The sequence below is a fragment of the Xylophilus sp. PBN-3R genome (assembly GCF_057747805.1).
On record NZ_CM173225.1, the window covers coordinates 4603804 to 4618898 of the forward strand.

At 68.5% G+C, this 15095-nt stretch carries 15 protein-coding genes; 4 read left to right on the top strand and 11 right to left on the bottom strand.

Annotated elements, in window-relative coordinates; genetic code table 11:
• Positions 1-22 precede the first annotated feature (22 nt).
• Both minD and minE read left to right on the top strand, forming a co-directional pair.
• Entirely contained in the window at positions 23-835 is an 813-nt protein-coding gene (minD, locus tag AC3ANW_RS21805; protein ID WP_488342916.1) for a septum site-determining protein MinD, read from the top strand.
• A 5-nt stretch (positions 836-840) separates the two neighbouring features.
• Positions 841-1107: a cell division topological specificity factor MinE gene (gene minE / locus AC3ANW_RS21810; RefSeq protein WP_488342917.1), complete on the top strand. Its 267-nt coding sequence runs from the start codon at positions 841-843 to the stop codon at positions 1105-1107.
• A gap of 25 nt (positions 1108-1132) precedes the next feature.
• Here the strand turns inward: minE and AC3ANW_RS21815 are convergent, their stop codons facing one another.
• From AC3ANW_RS21815 to tsaB, 6 genes are all read right to left on the bottom strand, one after another.
• The gene (locus tag AC3ANW_RS21815) at positions 1133-2605 is read right to left on the bottom strand and encodes a DUF1501 domain-containing protein (RefSeq protein ID WP_488342918.1); all 1473 of its coding nucleotides are present in this window, start codon (positions 2603-2605) and stop codon (positions 1133-1135) included.
• Positions 2602-4515, bottom strand: coding sequence for a DUF1800 domain-containing protein (locus AC3ANW_RS21820; protein ID WP_488342919.1), 1914 nt, complete (start codon positions 4513-4515; stop codon positions 2602-2604). The genes AC3ANW_RS21815 and AC3ANW_RS21820 overlap by 4 nt, the downstream gene beginning before the upstream one ends.
• Before the next feature lie 111 nt (positions 4516-4626).
• Positions 4627-5451 carry an orotidine-5'-phosphate decarboxylase gene (gene pyrF, locus AC3ANW_RS21825; protein ID WP_488342920.1) on the bottom strand — a complete coding sequence of 275 codons (825 nt, stop codon included), beginning with the start codon at positions 5449-5451 and terminating at the stop codon, positions 4627-4629.
• Positions 5452-5460: 9 nt separating this feature from the next.
• Positions 5461-6189, bottom strand: coding sequence for a uracil-DNA glycosylase family protein (locus tag AC3ANW_RS21830; protein ID WP_488345486.1), 729 nt, complete (start codon positions 6187-6189; stop codon positions 5461-5463).
• Between the two features lie 39 nt (positions 6190-6228).
• Positions 6229-6702 (bottom strand): ribosomal protein S18-alanine N-acetyltransferase, encoded by a 474-nt coding sequence (gene rimI, locus AC3ANW_RS21835; RefSeq protein WP_488342921.1) that lies wholly within the window; start codon positions 6700-6702, stop codon positions 6229-6231.
• 21 nt (positions 6703-6723) lie between these two features.
• Entirely contained in the window at positions 6724-7452 is a 729-nt protein-coding gene (gene tsaB, locus AC3ANW_RS21840; protein WP_488342922.1) for a tRNA (adenosine(37)-N6)-threonylcarbamoyltransferase complex dimerization subunit type 1 TsaB, read from the bottom strand.
• A 59-nt stretch (positions 7453-7511) separates the two neighbouring features.
• On the opposite strand from tsaB, the gene dacB reads away from it, so the two are divergent.
• The gene (gene dacB / locus AC3ANW_RS21845; protein WP_488342923.1) at positions 7512-8990 is read left to right on the top strand and encodes a D-alanyl-D-alanine carboxypeptidase/D-alanyl-D-alanine endopeptidase; all 1479 of its coding nucleotides are present in this window, start codon (positions 7512-7514) and stop codon (positions 8988-8990) included.
• A 55-nt stretch (positions 8991-9045) separates the two neighbouring features.
• Here dacB and AC3ANW_RS21850 read toward each other — a convergent pair whose 3' ends face one another.
• The 4 genes from AC3ANW_RS21850 to purE all read right to left on the bottom strand — a co-directional run bounded on the left by AC3ANW_RS21850 (position 9046) and on the right by purE (position 12804).
• Complete coding sequence (locus tag AC3ANW_RS21850; RefSeq protein ID WP_488342924.1) at positions 9046-10032, bottom strand: SGNH/GDSL hydrolase family protein; 987 nt, start codon at positions 10030-10032, stop codon at positions 9046-9048.
• Between the two features lie 83 nt (positions 10033-10115).
• Positions 10116-11126, bottom strand: coding sequence for an L-threonylcarbamoyladenylate synthase (locus tag AC3ANW_RS21855; RefSeq protein ID WP_488342925.1), 1011 nt, complete (start codon positions 11124-11126; stop codon positions 10116-10118).
• Between the two features lie 5 nt (positions 11127-11131).
• Positions 11132-12304 carry a 5-(carboxyamino)imidazole ribonucleotide synthase gene (locus AC3ANW_RS21860; protein WP_488342926.1) on the bottom strand — a complete coding sequence of 391 codons (1173 nt, stop codon included), beginning with the start codon at positions 12302-12304 and terminating at the stop codon, positions 11132-11134.
• Entirely contained in the window at positions 12301-12804 is a 504-nt protein-coding gene (gene purE, locus AC3ANW_RS21865) for a 5-(carboxyamino)imidazole ribonucleotide mutase (protein WP_488342927.1), read from the bottom strand. The genes AC3ANW_RS21860 and purE overlap by 4 nt, the downstream gene beginning before the upstream one ends.
• A 114-nt stretch (positions 12805-12918) precedes the next feature.
• Between purE and trxA the strand changes: the two genes are divergently transcribed.
• Positions 12919-13812 (top strand): thioredoxin, encoded by an 894-nt coding sequence (gene trxA, locus AC3ANW_RS21870; protein ID WP_488342928.1) that lies wholly within the window; start codon positions 12919-12921, stop codon positions 13810-13812.
• 33 nt (positions 13813-13845) lie between these two features.
• On the opposite strand, the gene AC3ANW_RS21875 is transcribed toward trxA, so the two are convergent.
• Positions 13846-14961 carry an NADH:flavin oxidoreductase/NADH oxidase gene (locus tag AC3ANW_RS21875; RefSeq protein ID WP_488342929.1) on the bottom strand — a complete coding sequence of 372 codons (1116 nt, stop codon included), beginning with the start codon at positions 14959-14961 and terminating at the stop codon, positions 13846-13848.
• Positions 14962-15095 lie beyond the last annotated feature (134 nt).

Sequence of the window (15095 nt, forward strand, 5' to 3'; positions counted from 1 at the left end):
ATTTTTCAAGGACAGCAACAACATGGCCAAGATCGTCGTGGTGACTTCCGGCAAGGGCGGCGTGGGCAAGACCACGACCAGCGCCAGCTTCGCCTCGGGCCTCGCGCTGCGGGGTTTCAAGACCGCCGTGATCGACTTCGACGTCGGCCTGCGCAACCTGGACCTGATCATGGGCTGCGAACGCCGCGTGGTCTATGACCTGATCAACGTGATCCACGGCGAGGCCAACCTGAACCAGGCCCTCATCAAGGACAAGCAGTGCGAGAACCTCTTCGTGCTGGCTGCCTCGCAGACCCGCGACAAGGAATCGCTCACGCAGGACGGCGTCGAGAAGGTGCTGAAAGACCTGGGCGACATGGGTTTCGACTACATCGTCTGCGACTCGCCGGCCGGCATCGAGACCGGTGCGCTGATGGCCATGCACTTCGCCGACGAGGCGCTGGTGGTGACCAACCCGGAAGTCTCCTCGGTGCGCGATTCCGACCGCATCCTGGGCATGCTGGGCAGCAAGACCAAACGTGCCATGGACAGCGCCGAGCCGATCAAGGAACACCTGATCATCACCCGCTACAACCCGGCGCGCGTCGAGGACGGGCAGATGCTGTCGCTGCAGGACATCCAGGACATCCTGCGCATTCCGCTGATGGGTGTGGTGCCCGAATCCGAAACCGTGCTGCAGGCATCCAACCAGGGCACGCCGGCCATCCACCTCGAGAACAGCGATGTTTCCGAGGCCTACAAGGATGTCGTGGCGCGTTTCCTGGGCGAGGAGCGTCCGATGCGTTTCACCGAAGCGCCGAAGTCGAGTTTCATCAAGCGTCTGTTCGGGAGGTAAGCACCATGTCCCTGCTTTCCCTCCTGCTCGGAGAGAAGAAGAAGACTGCCAGCGTTGCCAAGGAACGCCTGCAGATCATTCTGGCGCACGAGCGCAGCGGCCTGGGCGGCGTCCGCCCGGACTACCTGCCCGCGCTGCAGCGCGAGCTGATCGCGGTGATCTCGAAGTACGTGGCCATCGACGCCCGCGACATCAAGGTCAACCTGGAACGCCAGGACAACTTCGATGTGCTCGAAGTGAAGATCGAACTGCCGGAAGGCGGCAAGAGCTGAACCCGGCCGGGCCCGCCGGGCCTGGCTAAAACATGAAACCCATGTTGCGTGGGTAGTCGGGGCGGCTCGCGGCCGTGCCGAAATTCGTCAGGTTGGGCAGCAGCCCGTTCAGTTCGCCATCCGCCACCCCGAACCAGCTTGCCAGGGTGGCCGCGTACTGGTCGACCGAGGTGGTCGGCAGCAAACGGCCCTGGCCCACATGCCACTGGTCCTCTGCCGCCGTGGTGTTGCCGATGCTCACCGGCGGCGGCACCCCATAGAACTCCTGTCCCCTGACCGCGCCGCCCACCACGAAATGGTGGCCGCCCCAGCCATGGTCCGAACCGCCGCCGTTGTGCGCCAGCGTACGGCCGAAGTCGGAGGCGGTAAACGCCGTCACCTGGTTCGCCAGGCCCATCTCCACCGTGGCGTTGTAGAAAGCGTTCATGGCCTGGCCCAGGCTGTCCAGCAGGCCGGCCTGCGTGGACAGCAGGTTGTCGTGGGTGTCGTAGCCGCCGGCCCCGACAAAAAACACCTGCCGCCGGGCGCCGAGCGCGCCCCGCGCCGCGATCATCCGTGCGACAACCTTCAACTGGTCGCCAAGGCCGCCGCCGGGAAACACGGTGCTGAGCGTGCTGCCGGTGCCGATGGCGGATGTGACGACGGATTCGGCGGCGATGGAACGTGCGGTGACACGGTTGTAGGCGTCTTCCATCAGGTGGCTGCGCGGCTGTTGCAGCAGGGTGTTCAACGCGTTCCTGACGCCGTTCAATCCGTAGGGCGCATTCTTCAGCGCCGCGATGGGAATGGCGCCGGTCGGGCCGACCTGGTACTGCAGGGCGGTCTGTCCCGAAAGGAAGACCGCATTGCCCGATGTCGAGATGCAGGTGAAGGTGGCCTTGCCGTTGGATGCCAGTGCCAGGTCGCCGATGCGGCCGCCCCAGCCGACGGTGGCGCCTTCCGGCGAAAGCGACTGCCAGACCGACTGCTGGTCGTTGTGCGAGAACAGCTTGGGCGGCCGTGGGAACCGGGTCACGTCCGGGCTGTAGTACTGCGAACGGGTGAGCGGCACGACCAGCGGGCCGACGTTCAGCTGCACGGCGGCCCTGCCGGCGTGGAACAGCGACGCCATGCGGCCCAGCGAGGGATGCAGGGCCATGCGGCGGCCGTCGCTCAGGTCGGTCTTGGGGTTCAGCAGCGTGGCCGTCAGGCTGTCCCTCGACAGTGCGATCGGGCCGCGGATGGCGGCATAACGGGCGTAGTTGATGTCGTCGTAGGGCACGACGGTGTTGCCGTGGTCGTTGCCGCCGATCAGGAATATGCAGACCAGCGCCTTGTAGTCGGTGGCGTCGAAGGCGGCCGCCTCCCCCATGGCCGCCAGATTGAGCGCGAACGGCAAGGCCGTGCCGGTGAGGGCCAGCTGGCCGGAGCGCAGCAGGAAGGCACGGCGGGCCGGACTGTCCGACCGGCCCGATGCGCCGGCCGGCAGTTCTTGCGAGGTGTGGAGGTGGGTTTTCATTTCTGCACCAGGTATTCACTCGAGGCCATGACCATCAGCACCGCACCCGCCACGCGGCTGAGCTTGGCGTCGTCGCTGGACGCTGCCGTCACCGGGCTGGCTTCGAGCGCCGACACCATCAGGGACTGCGTGGCCCGCGACAGCTGGCCGGCCGCCAGCAGCAGGTTCAGCCGGGCGACCAGCGCGGTCGCGTCGGTCGCCAGCGGCAGCTCCGCGGTGTAGCGGGCCTTGATGTCGAAGCCGTCGGTCGGGCTGGGCGAGCCGTTGACGATCTGCGGAAGGTCTGCCGAATTGACGAACAGCCCGTTCTTCAGCAAGGACTGCATGGTGTTGACGTAGCCGCTGACGGTGGCTTCGTTCACCAGCTGGAACTCCGGCGCCAGCAGGCCGGCCGAGGCCATCGAAGTCGACGAGGGCACATAACCCGGGCGGAAGAAGTTGAACACCGAAGGGGCGCGCAGCGGGCTCTGCGACAGCTGGTCGACGCCCGACTGGTCATAGAACTTCCAGCTGCCGCGGGCCGAGTTCAGGCCGCAGGTCCGCGCCCACTGGATGAGTCGCACGATGGGTTCGCGCAGCCGGCCGAAGGTGACGCTGGCGAGGCCGGCGGGTTCGCGCGCCTCGTCGTCCAGCAGGATGGCGGCCAGTGTGGCGGCCAGGTCGCCGCGCACGCCTTTGCCGTTGTCGGCGAAGGCGGCCGCCACCCGGGCGACGTAGGCCGGGCTGGGGTTGCTGGTGACCAGCCGCTGGATGAGCTGCTTGCCGACGAACGGCCCGACGTTGGCATGGTTGAAGAGGGTGTCCAGTGCGATCCTGCGGGCCGCGTTGCCCTCGGTGCCGCCGGGAATGGAGGTGCCCAGGAAACGCACGTCGCGGGTCGAATGCAGGCTGGCGTCCAGCACCATCGGCAGTCGGGTGAAGGTGTTGCTGTTGATGTAGGTCGTGCCGACCAGCACGCTGGGTGCATTGCCGGACAGGTTGAGGGTGTAGCCGCTGAAGACCCTCGCCAGGTTGGTGACGTCGTCCTGGGTATAACTTTCGACCGGTGCGCCGTTGGCCGTGACGGGCGTGCCGTCCGGCTGCAGGTTGACCAGGCCGATGGTCATCAGCTGCATCAGTTCGCGGGCGTAGTTTTCATCCGGCTGCCTTCCGCTGGCGTCTTCCTTCTGGCTGCCGAGCGTGTTCAGGAAGATGCCCATCGCCGGGTGCAGCGTGACCGATTCGAGCAGCGTGCGGAAGTTGCCCAGGGCGTTGGTCGACAGCATGTCCCACCAGTTGGCGACCACGTGCGACGGCCATACCGTCGTGATGCTGCCGGCCGATATGACGAAGATTTCCGACAGCGCCAGGGCCATGCGTTTGCGCAGGGCGTCGGGCGCATTGAAGAGCTGCCACCAGACGGCGAAGTCCGACCCATAGACGGTATAGGCAAAGGCGTTGACGCCGTAACCACGCTGGTTGAGCCAGGCCCAGGCGGTGTTGACGGCCGGTACATCGAACTGCTGTGCCAGCCAGCCGGCGTAGCCCAGGTTGCGTACCGAGGCGATGTCGGCATCCACCGCGCTGAACTGGGCGTGCAGCAGGAAACGGGCAGCTTCCGGGTCGCTGCCCGGCACCGCGTAGGTCCGGGGCTGGCCGAGCGGGCCGGCGACGCCGCCGGCCTTGGTGGACCCCGCGATCAGCGCTGCGCCCGCACCGGTGTTGGCCTGCTGGCTGCTCGCCCTGGGCGCGGCGAAGGACGCCGGCGATTCGATGATGGGTTCGTTGCTCGCCCCGCATCCGGCCACGACCGCGGCCGTGGAGGCCGCGCCCGCCGCGCAGGGCAAAGCCGCGCGGTATCCGGGGCTGGCTGGGGTGACAGGCGCCGGCGAGGCCGGCGGCGGCAGGGTCGAGGTGCGCGTGGAGCTCATGGCCCCGATGCTGCGCCTCAGTTAGTGCGCGCAAACAAACATCTTGCGATAACGATGGGTACTTTGTAGCCCTTCATCGGCGCAGGCCGGCGACCGCGGCGGAAAGCGTGGCTAGCCGCGCGCGGCCTGCAGCTGGTCGCGTGTGGCCATCGCCACCCGGCGGGCCGCTTCGGCGAAGTCCGCGCCTTGCGAGGCATACAGGATGGCGCGCGAGGAGTTCACCACGATGGGGGCATCGGACTTCCAGCCTGCCCGCACCGTGGCCGCGGCGTCGCCGCCCTGCGCGCCCACGCCGGGTATCAGCAGCGGCACGGTGGGCGCCAATGCACGCACGCGCTCGATTTCCGCCGGGTAGGTGGCGCCGACCACCAGGCCGAGCTGGCCGTTGCGGTTCCAGTCGCCCTGCGCCAGTTCGGCGATGCGTTCGTACAACATCGGTTCACCTGGCAGCGAGGCCAGCCGCTGGGCCTGGAAGTCGTCGCCACCCGGGTTGGAAGTGCGGCACAGCAAAAAAGCACCCTTGCCGGGCCGGCGCAGATAGGGCTCGACCGAATCGAAACCCATGAAGGGCGACAGCGTGACCGCGTCGGCGCCGTAGCGGTCGAAGGCTTCGCGGGCGTATTGCTCGGCGGTGGAACCGATGTCGCCGCGTTTGGCGTCCAGCACGATGGGCACGCCCGGCGCCACGCGCTGCAGGGTGTTGACCAGCCGTTCGAGCTGGTCTTCCGCCCGGTGTGCGGCGAAGTAGGCGATCTGCGGCTTGAAGGCGATGACCAGGTCGGCCGTGGCTTCGGCGATGGCCGCGCAGAAGTCGTGGATCCTGCTCGGGTCGTCCTTCCAGGCGCCAGGAAAGCGGGAGGGTTCGGGATCGAAGCCGACGCAGAGCATCGAGCCGTTTTTGCGCTCGGTGTCGCGCAGCTGGTCGAGAAAAGTCATGGTTTGATTTTATGGATTTGAAGGGGCCGGCCTGGCACCACGCACCGTGGCGAGGGCACGGCAGAGGTCTTCCCAGGCGCGCGCCTTGTCGTCCTGCGAGCGCAGCAGCCAGCCGGGTTCGTAGCTGGCCACCAGCGGCGCCGGATCGACATGGCCGATGGAATGCACCGCGCCGCGCAGCTTGCCCAGGGCTTCGCCGCTGCCCAGCGCTGCCTGCGACGACAGCCGGCCGAGCGTGAGCACCATGGCCGGTTGATGCGCCGCCAGGGCCTGGCGCAGCCCTTCGGCCAGCGGCAGTCCTTCGTCGCCCGCACGGCCCACGCCGGCCACCCAGACACGGGCGTCCTTGTGCAGGCCGGCGGCCTTCAGCATGGCCTGCAGCAGGCGGCCGGCATCGCCTTCGCGAGGATCGGCGGCAGGGCTGTCGGCCAGCACCAGCCAGATGGGGGATTGTGGGTCGTCGCCTTCGGGCGCGAACATGGCGAGCCAGTCGCCACGCAGCACCGCGCCGGGAGCGGCGGCGGCAGTGACCGGCGCCGGCGCCGGCGAAGTAGACGGTGCCGGGGCGGCCGTTGCGGGCCGCGGGGCCGGCGGGGCGGGGGCCGCTGCCGTCGCCGGTGCTGTCGCCGGGACGGGTGCGGGGGCTGGTCCCGGTGCGGTTCGGGGTTGCCATACCTGCACCCCCATCTCGCGCAACATGGCGCGCTGGCGGTCGTCCAGGATCAGGGTGGGGGGCATGGCAGTCACCCCGCGATTATCGGTGGCCGCGCAATGGCCTCAGTTCCACAGGCGCAGGCTCATCACGATGGCGTCCTCGCGCTCGGGTGCGAACGACGGGTAATAACGCTTGCGCACGCCGACCCGCCGATAGCCGTGGGTCTCATAGACGTGCTGGGCGCGCAGGTTGCCGGCCCGCACCTCGAGCCATACCCACATGGCGCCCTGCCCCCGGGCCCACAGCGCCAGCGCGTCCAGCATCACCTGCGCCCAGCCCTGGCGCTGGTGCACGGCTGCCACGGTCAGATTGAGCAGGTGGACTTCGTCGACGCCCTTCATGGCGACGAAATAGCCGATGACCTCGCCCTGCGCCACCAGCTGCTGCGCCTGGTAGCCGGCGCGCAGCGAATCGGCAAAGTTGCCCAAGGTCCAGGGGTGGGTGTAGACGTCCTCCTCGATCGGCAGGATGCCGGGCAGGCTCTCCACCGTGAGCGGCTCGAAACGCGCTTCCATGCTGCGGGGATTGGCACTCATGGGCGGCATTTTCCTTCAGCTTCAGGCCGCTGCGCCACGGGCCGCCAGGCGTTCGGCGGTGGTTTGCGCCACCTTGTCACGCACATACAGCGGCAGCGCTTCCGAAGCGGGCACCAGGCCGCCGGCGGCCATCAGCCCGGGCGCCAGCCGCAGCAGGGCCGCCGCGTGCGGCAGCACATGCACCGAGGGCGCCGGCACGATGCGCTCGCCGTAGGCGGCCCGCGCATTGCCGGCCAGCGTCCAGCCTTCGGGCACCACGATGTCTTCGGGGCGTGCCAGGCGGGCGTGGCTGCCGTCTTCGGCCCGCCACTGCCGCAGGTCTTCGTTCCACGCCAGGGGCTGCACGTAGACCTCGTCCATGCGGGCGTCCAGGGTAGCGACCACCCGGGTTGCGCCGCTCTCTGCGCGGGCGGCTTCGGCCACGGTGGCCAGGGTGTCGACGGGCAGCACCGGCAGGCCTTGCGGATGCTGAGCCGACCGTGCGCCGTAGGCCATGCCCTGTGCGGCGGCGCAGGCAGTACGCAGGCCGGTAAAGGAACCCGGGCCGCGCCCGAAGACGACGGCCTGCAGCTGGCTGAAACCGATGCCGGCTTCTGCCAGCAGTGCCTGCGCCATCGGGATCAGGGTGGTCGAGGACTGGGCCGCGCCGGGGCCGGATCGCTCCTGCACCGTGCCGTTGAAGGAAAGGGCGACCGACAGCAACTCGGTGCTGGTGTCGAATGCAAGGAGGTAAGGGAACGCGTCAGGCATGGCAAATTATCGAACGGCCACCGTAGACTGTCTTTTTGCCCTTGCCAGACGACCCCACCGTGACAGTCCGACTCTCTCCGTACCCCTTCTTTCCGGGGCGGGCGCACGGCGTCCGCAAGACGCTGGCCGCCTTCGTGGCGGCTGCAACGCTGGGTTTTACCGGCCTGGATGTGCAGGCCCAGGGCCAGGTCCAGGCGCGTCTGCCGGCCGAGGTCGAGGCCGCACTGCAGCGCGCCCACCTGCCGGCCGATGCGCTGTCGGTGGTGGTGGCACCGGCCGGCGGCGGCACTCCCCTGGTCCGCTGGCGGGCCGACCAGCCCGTCAATCCGGCATCGGTCATGAAACTGGTCACCACCTATGCCGGCCTCGACCTGCTGGGCCCGACCTTCCGCTGGAACACGCCGGTCACACTGGGCGGCCCGGTCGATGTGGACGGCACGCTGCAGGGCGACGTCTTCATCCGCGGCCAGGGCGATCCGTCGATGGTGCTGGAGCGGCTGTGGCTGCTGTTGCGCCGATTGCAGGCGCAGGGTGTGAAGGCCATCGCCGGCGACATCGTGCTGGACCGCAGCGCCTTCATCCTGCCGCAGCACGACCCGGCAGCCTTCGACGGCGAGCCCAGCAAGCCCTATAACGCTGCGCCTGACGCGCTGTTGGTGAACTTCCGGGCGCTGACCCTGGGTTTCGTCCCGGAGCCTTCCAGCGGCCGGGCACGGGTCATCGTCGACCCCCCGCTGGCAGGCCTGAAGGTGCCCGACACCGTGCCGTTGGCACCGGCCCGCACGGCTTGCGGCGACTGGCGCACCAACCTGCAGGCCGACCTTTCCAGCCCGGACCGCATCGTATTCGCCGGCAATTATCCGGCCGACTGCGGCGAGAAGACCTGGCCGGTGGCCTACGCCGACCCCGACCGTTACGCCGCGCGGGCTATCGAAGGGATGTGGCGCTCCATGGGCGGACGGCTGTCCGGCCGGGCGCGCGACGGCCGCGCGCCGGCCGGGTTCAGCCCGGCCTTCAGCGCTGCGTCGCCCACGCTGGCCGAAGTGGTGCGCGACATCAACAAGTACAGCAACAACGTGATGGCGCAGCAGGTTTTCCTGACCCTGTCGCTGCAGAACGGCGGCGGCGCCAGCTTCGAGGCATCGCGGGCGGTAGTGCAGCGCTGGTGGCGCGAGCGTTTCCCGGATGTCGAAGCGCCGGTGATGGACAACGGTGCCGGCCTGAGCCGTGAAGGCCGCATCAGTGCGATGGGGCTGACACGCCTGCTGCAGGCCGCCTGGCGTTCAGCGCTGATGCCCGACCTGGCGGCCTCGCTGCCCATCGCCGGCATCGACGGCACGCTGCGCCGCAGCCAGGCCGGGGCGGGCAGCGCCCATCTCAAGACCGGCAGCCTGCGCGACGTGGCGGCGGTGGCCGGTTACGTGCACACCGCCAGCGGCAAACGCTGGGTTCTGGTGGCCGTGGCCAATCACCCCGACGCGGCGGCGGCCAGGCCGGCCTTCGACGCACTGGTGGCCTGGGCAGCCCGCCAGCCATGAAGAAAAAACCCGCCGGCTGGAAGCGCGGCGGGTTTTTTTGAAAGGGCGTCAGGTTTCAAAAACGCAGGCGCAGGCGGTCGTAGGCGTAGTTGCCGAACAGGCGGTTGGCCTGCGGCGTGAAGTACACGTTGTCGGCGAACTCGTAGACGGTCGGGTCCAGGCCGGCCTTGATGGTGCCGCTGTTGCACAGAGCCGAATTGACCTGGCCGTTGCCGGTGCCGATGCCCGCCCCGGAATCGACGGAGTTGCAGACCACCGTGGTGGAGTCTGTGAACGAATAGCTGCTCGGCACGCCGGTGATGTTGTTGAAGTAGAACGCCGCATCGACGAACAGCACGTTGGAACCCAGGTCCGAAATACCCAGCAGCAGGGCCGTGTTGAAGGCGGTGCTGGCGCTGTTGAGAACGGTGCCCAGGCCGGTGGCGGTGGCCAGCGGCGAACGGCTCAGGTCGTAGGTTCCGCTTGCCATGACGTACTTGGCTCCGGCGGTGACCATGCGGCGCACCTGGGCCGCCAGCTGGGTGCCGGCCAGGGTGGCGGATGCATTGAACGCGGTCGCCGCTGTGGTGGCGGCTGCGGCCGAGGAATCGGCGGCGATGGCCGCGCGGTAGGTGGCGAAGCCGGCCAGGATGTCGGAAGTACCGCCGCCCACCATCACCAGATCGCTTGCCAACGGGTTGCCCGCGGCCAGGAAGGTGCTGATCTGTTCGGTCACGGTCGGCGTGCTTGCGACACCGGCGGCATCCGGGTGCAGCGTGACGCGGGCATTGCCCACGGCATAACCGCTGCCGCCGGCCGAGGCCGCCGTGATGGTCACGCCGTAACGCGATGCCAGTTGCGATGCCCAGATGTTCACCGAGCCGTCGTTGACGGTGTAGCGCGAGCCGGTCTGGCCGACGTCGCTGAAACCATCGCCGAAGACGACGAATCGTGTCGGGCTGATGGCGGAATCGACCGAGCCCGAACCGCAGGCGGCCATCAGGGCGGCCGATGCACAGGCTACCGCCAGTACGGCGGTGCGGCGCAACCAGGAAACAGTCATGAAAATCTCCGTCTGAAATGGGGTGGGAGTGTACCGAGGCGGTCCGTCACCGCCGGTATCACGTTGGTTTTGTAGTGCGGTTCCTAGGCCGCTGCACGCTGAAGGCGATCGCGTACGCCGTCCCAGGCAGGGTCCGGCGGCAGGGTCTCGATCCAGATCAGGCGCACACCACGGTCGTCGAAATCGCGCAGCGTGGCGAACAGCTGGTGGGCGGTGGCGCCAGCGTCGTCGGGCATGCGCCGCAGCAGCACTGCCTGCGACGACCGGAGACGAATGGCGCTGCGGGCGAAGACGGCGATGTGGGCCGCGTCGGCACCCAGCAGGTCGAGCGCGGCCTGCAGCGATTCAGCGTCCATCAGCCGCACGGCCGCACGCGGCGCGTAGTGCGATTCGAGGGTGCCCGATGCGCGCGGTGCGGCGCTTTCCATCGCCTCCGGCGACAGCACGGCCTGGCCGCAGGCGGTCTCTATCTGGGCGGCGGTGATGACACCCGGCCGCAGCAGCACCGGCAGGCTGCGGCTGCAATCGACGATGGTCGATTCGATGCCCACTTCGCAGGGGCCGCCGTCCAGCACGATCAGTTCGGGGCCGAATTCGCCCGCGACGTGGGCCGCGGTGGTGGGGCTGACGCGGCCGAACTGGTTGGCGCTGGGTGCCGCAACGCCCAGCACCCCCAGCGGCATGCAGGCGGTCAGCACCGCCTGGCATACCGGATGCGAGGGGCAGCGCAGGCCGATCGAGTCCTGGCCGCCGGCAGCCGCGGCGGCGTTTCCGGCGCGGCGCGGGAGGATGAGGGTCAGCGGGCCCGGCCAGAAGGCACGCGCCAGGCGTTCGGCAAAAGCCGGCAGCGATGCTGCGTAGTGATGCAGCGCTTCGGGCAGCTCGCCGGCACGTGCGGGCGGTGCCAGGTGCACGATCAGCGGATGGTCGCTGGGCCGGCCCTTGGCGCGGAAGATGCCGGCCACCGCAACGGCGTCGTCGGCATTTGCCGCGAGGCCATAGACGGTTTCGGTCGGCAGGCCCAGCAGCCCGCCGTCGGCCAGCACGCGGGCGGCGCGGGCCACGGCGGCGGGGGCGTTTCCGTCGAGGACCATGGTGCTCAGAAGGCCGCGATGCCCAGCAGCGCGCAGGCGGCCAGGGCGGCTTCGCGCGCGCCGGCGGCGTCGGTTGCGGTGAAGGTCAGATGACCCATCTTCCGACCGGGTTTGGCATCCCGTTTGCCGTACAGGTGCAGGTGGGCACCCGGCAGCGCCAGCACCTGCTCCCAGGCGGGCGTACGTTGCGTGCCGGCGGCATCGAACCACAGGTCGCCGAGCAGATTCAGCATGACCGCCGCGCTGTGTTGGCGCGGCTGCACCAGCGGCAGGCGGCACAGGCTGCGCACCTGCAGTGTGAACTGCGAGCTGTCGCAGGCGTCGATGGTGTAGTGGCCGCTGTTGTGAGGGCGCGGGGCGATCTCGTTGACCACCAGGCTGCCGTCGGCCAGCACGAAGAATTCGACGCACAGCACACCGACATATCCGAGCCCGTCGGCAATCGCGCCGGCGGCCTGCACGGCCTGGGTCGCCAGGGTCGCATCGATGTTGCCGGGGTAGGCCTCGGTCACCGCCAGGATGCCCTCGCGATGCAGGTTGAGCTGCACCGGAAAATGGACGAAGGCGCCGTCGTGCCCGCGCGCGAGCACCACCGAGCATTCCGCGGCCAGCGGCAGCATTTTTTCGAGCACGCAAGGCACGCCGCCCAGCGACTGCCAGGCCGCAGCCAGCGCAGCGGCATCGGCCACCCGCACCTGGCCCTTGCCGTCGTAACCCATGCGGGATGTCTTCAGGATGCCCGGCAGCAGGGACGTGTCGACGGCAGCCAGTTGCCCGGCCGTCTCGATCACCGCATAAGGCGCACAGGGCACGCCGCAGGACACGAAATGGGCCTTTTCGGCCGCGCGGTCCTGGGCTATGCCCACCGCATGCGAGGCCGGCGACACCGGCAGGTTCTGCGCCAGCAGGGCCAGCGAAGGTGCGGGCACGTTCTCGAATTCGGTGGTCACGGCGGCGCACAGCTTGGCCAGTTCGGCCAGGCCTTCCGGGTCGTCGTAGGCAGTCTTCACCTGGTGGTGGCTGACCCGGCCGGCCGGGCTTTCGGCGTCGGGGTCCAGCACCGCGGTGAAGTAGCCCATCGACTGCGCGGCATGCACGAACATGCGGCCCAGCTGACCGCCACCCAGCACACCCAGCGTGGCGCCCGGCAGGATGCTCTCTTGGCCGATTTCGCTCATGCGACGTTGCCGGTATCGGGCAGCGCCATGTTGCGTGCCACTTCGGTCTGCTCGGCGCGGAAGGCTTCCAGTTTCTTGCGCAGCTCGGGCTCGGTGCCGGCCAGCAGCGCCACCGCGAACAGGGCCGCATTGGCCGCACCCGCATTGCCGATGGCGAAGGTTGCGACCGGGATTCCCTTGGGCATCTGCACGATGCTGTGCAGCGAATCGACGCCCTGCAGATGGCGGCTGGCCACCGGCACGCCCAGCACCGGAACGGTGGTCTTGGCGGCCAGCATGCCCGGCAGGTGGGCGGCGCCGCCGGCACCCGCGATGATGGCCCGCAGGCCGCGATCCGCCGCCGTTTCGGCGTAGGCGAACATGTCGTCCGGCATGCGGTGTGCCGAAACCACGCGGGCTTCGTATGCGATGCCGAACTGCTGAAGAATTTGTGTGGCCTGCGCCATGGTGTCCCAGTCGCTGTTGGAACCCATCACCACACCGACCTGAACCGGACCCATCACCATTGCCTGTGCTCCTAGAGAGAGCGCGGGATTTTACCGGGCTGCTTCACGCATGGTTCCGCAGTCGGGAATCGTGCTTGAATCCGGCTTTTGAATCCGCATCTAAAAACGATGATCGACGTCACCGTAGAAAACTTCGAAACCGAAGTCATCGCCGCCTCCCAGGGCGTCCCCGTGCTGGTCGACTTCTGGGCCCCCTGGTGCGGCCCGTGCAAGTCGCTCGGCCCGGTCCTCGAGAAGCTCGAGGCCGATTACGAAGGCCGTTTCAAACTGGTCAAGATCGATTCCGACCAGGAGCAGCAGCTGGCCGCCGCCTTCGGCATCCGCAGCATTCCGACCTGCGTCCTGCTGATCGATGGCCAGCCGGTGGATGGCTTCATGGGCGCGCTGCCGGAAGGTCAGGTCCGGGAGTTTCTCGACAAGCATGTACCCGAGGCGGCCGAGGCCCAACCCGAGGTCCTGGGGGAAGAAGACGCGGCTGCACCGGTCGAGGAAACCCCCGACGCGCGGCTGGAGAAACTGCAGGAAGCCGTGGTCACCGATCCGGCCAACGACGAGGCCCGTTTCGACTATGTGAAGCTGCTGATGTCGCTGGGCCGCAGCGACGACGCCAAGGTGGCTTTTGCGCCGGTCATTGCCAAGGCCGGGCTGGATCGCCGGCTGGGTGCGCTGCAGCGCTGGATGAAGGCGGACGACTTCGCCCTGTCGGCCGATCCTGCTGCGCTGGATGCCGCCATCGCGTCCAATCGTCGTGACTTCGAGTCGCGTTTCGGGCGGGCCCAGGTGTTGATGGCGCAGCAGTCGTGGACTGCTGCGATGGACGAACTGCTCGAAATCCTGATGCGTGACAAGGGCTGGAACGATGAGCTGGCCCGCAAGACCTACATCGCCATCCTGGAGATCATCCAGCCGCCGGCGGTGAAGGTGGCGGATGGGCAGGTGCCTCCGGAGGATCCGGTGGTTGCGACCTACCGGCGGCGCTTGAGCAGTGTTGTCCTGAGCTGAGTTTCCGGTTCTGGCCGTCGCGGCAAAAACGCATCACCGCTGCCCGGTCCGCGACCCCTTGAACAGATCCTTGAACCGTGACGGCTGCGACCTCCAGTACTGCGGCGGCGCGGAAACCTGAGCCCCCAGCTCCGCAGCCGCATGCCAGGGCCACCGCGGGTCGTACAACATGGCCCGCGCCAGACCCACGGCATCGGCCTCGCCATCCGCGACGATGGCCTCGGCCTGCGCTGCCTCGGTGATCAGACCCACCGCGATGGTCGCCAGACCGGATTCGGCCTTCACCCGTCGGGCATGCGGCACCTGGTAGTTGGGCCCCAGCGCGATCTTCTGCAGCGGCGAAACACCGCCGGTGGACACATGGATCGCCTCGCAGCCCCGGTTCTTCAGCGCCTTGGCAAGCGCCACGGTGCTGTCCAGGTCCCAGCCACCCTCGACCCAGTCGGTGGCGGACACCCGTAGCCAGACCGGCTTTTCGGCCGGGAACGCCGCGCGCACAGCGTCGTAGATCTCCAGCGGGAAACGCATCCTGTTCTCCAGGCTGCCGCCGTAGGCGTCGGTGCGCTGGTTGGCCAGGGGCGACAGGAACTGATGCAGCAGGTAGCCGTGCGCAGCGTGCAGTTCGATGCCGTCCAGGCCGAGGCGTGCAGCCCGTTGCGCGGCCTGCACGAAGCCGTCGCGAACCCGTTGGAGGCCTGCGCCATCCAGGGCCAACGGCGCGTCTTCTCCTTCGCCGTGCGGTACGGCGGACGGCGCAACCGCCTGCCAGCTGCCCGGCTCACCCAGCGGAATCTGCTTGCCGCCTTCCCAGGGCGCCTGGCTCGACGCCTTGCGGCCCGCATGCGCCAGTTGCACCGCGATCTTGATGGGTGCGTAGGCGCGCGCCGCTGCCAGCACCCGCGCCAGCGCGGCCTCGTTGTCGTCGGAATAGAGACCCAGGTCGCGCGGCGTGATGCGGCCTTCCTCGACCACCGCGGTGGCTTCCAGCACCAGCAGCCCGGCGCCCGATAACGCCAGCTGGCCGAGATGGATCATGTGCCAGTCGGTGGCGTTGCCGTTGTCGGCCGAGTACTGGCACATGGGTGCGATGACGATGCGGTTGTCGAGGGGCAACCGGCCGATCTGCCAGGGGGAAAAGAGATGGCTCAAAAATGACTCCGCAAGGGGTGGACCAAGCCGGAAATTATGGAAGAGCCGCGCCAGCCGTGCTGCCGCGCGGTTACCGCCTACCGTTCGGCCCGTCTGTCGCCTGCCTCACAGATGGACATTGGGCTGCATGATGG

What these genes read in the sequence shown, in the direction of transcription:
- minD (WP_488342916.1), top strand. Translation starts at nt 23, where the DNA reads ATGGCCAAGATCGTCGTGGTGACTTCCGGCAAGGGCGGCGTGGGCAAG.
- minE (WP_488342917.1), top strand. Translation starts at nt 841, where the DNA reads ATGTCCCTGCTTTCCCTCCTGCTCGGAGAGAAGAAGAAGACTGCCAGC.
- AC3ANW_RS21815 (WP_488342918.1), bottom strand. Translation starts at nt 2,605, where the DNA reads ATGAAAACCCACCTCCACACCTCGCAAGAACTGCCGGCCGGCGCATCG.
- AC3ANW_RS21820 (WP_488342919.1), bottom strand. Translation starts at nt 4,515, where the DNA reads ATGAGCTCCACGCGCACCTCGACCCTGCCGCCGCCGGCCTCGCCGGCG.
- pyrF (WP_488342920.1), bottom strand. Translation starts at nt 5,451, where the DNA reads ATGACTTTTCTCGACCAGCTGCGCGACACCGAGCGCAAAAACGGCTCG.
- AC3ANW_RS21830 (WP_488345486.1), bottom strand. Translation starts at nt 6,189, where the DNA reads ATGCCCCCCACCCTGATCCTGGACGACCGCCAGCGCGCCATGTTGCGC.
- rimI (WP_488342921.1), bottom strand. Translation starts at nt 6,702, where the DNA reads ATGAGTGCCAATCCCCGCAGCATGGAAGCGCGTTTCGAGCCGCTCACG.
- tsaB (WP_488342922.1), bottom strand. Translation starts at nt 7,452, where the DNA reads ATGCCTGACGCGTTCCCTTACCTCCTTGCATTCGACACCAGCACCGAG.
- AC3ANW_RS21850 (WP_488342924.1), bottom strand. Translation starts at nt 10,032, where the DNA reads ATGACTGTTTCCTGGTTGCGCCGCACCGCCGTACTGGCGGTAGCCTGT.
- AC3ANW_RS21855 (WP_488342925.1), bottom strand. Translation starts at nt 11,126, where the DNA reads ATGGTCCTCGACGGAAACGCCCCCGCCGCCGTGGCCCGCGCCGCCCGC.
- AC3ANW_RS21860 (WP_488342926.1), bottom strand. Translation starts at nt 12,304, where the DNA reads ATGAGCGAAATCGGCCAAGAGAGCATCCTGCCGGGCGCCACGCTGGGT.
- purE (WP_488342927.1), bottom strand. Translation starts at nt 12,804, where the DNA reads ATGGGTCCGGTTCAGGTCGGTGTGGTGATGGGTTCCAACAGCGACTGG.
- trxA (WP_488342928.1), top strand. Translation starts at nt 12,919, where the DNA reads ATGATCGACGTCACCGTAGAAAACTTCGAAACCGAAGTCATCGCCGCC.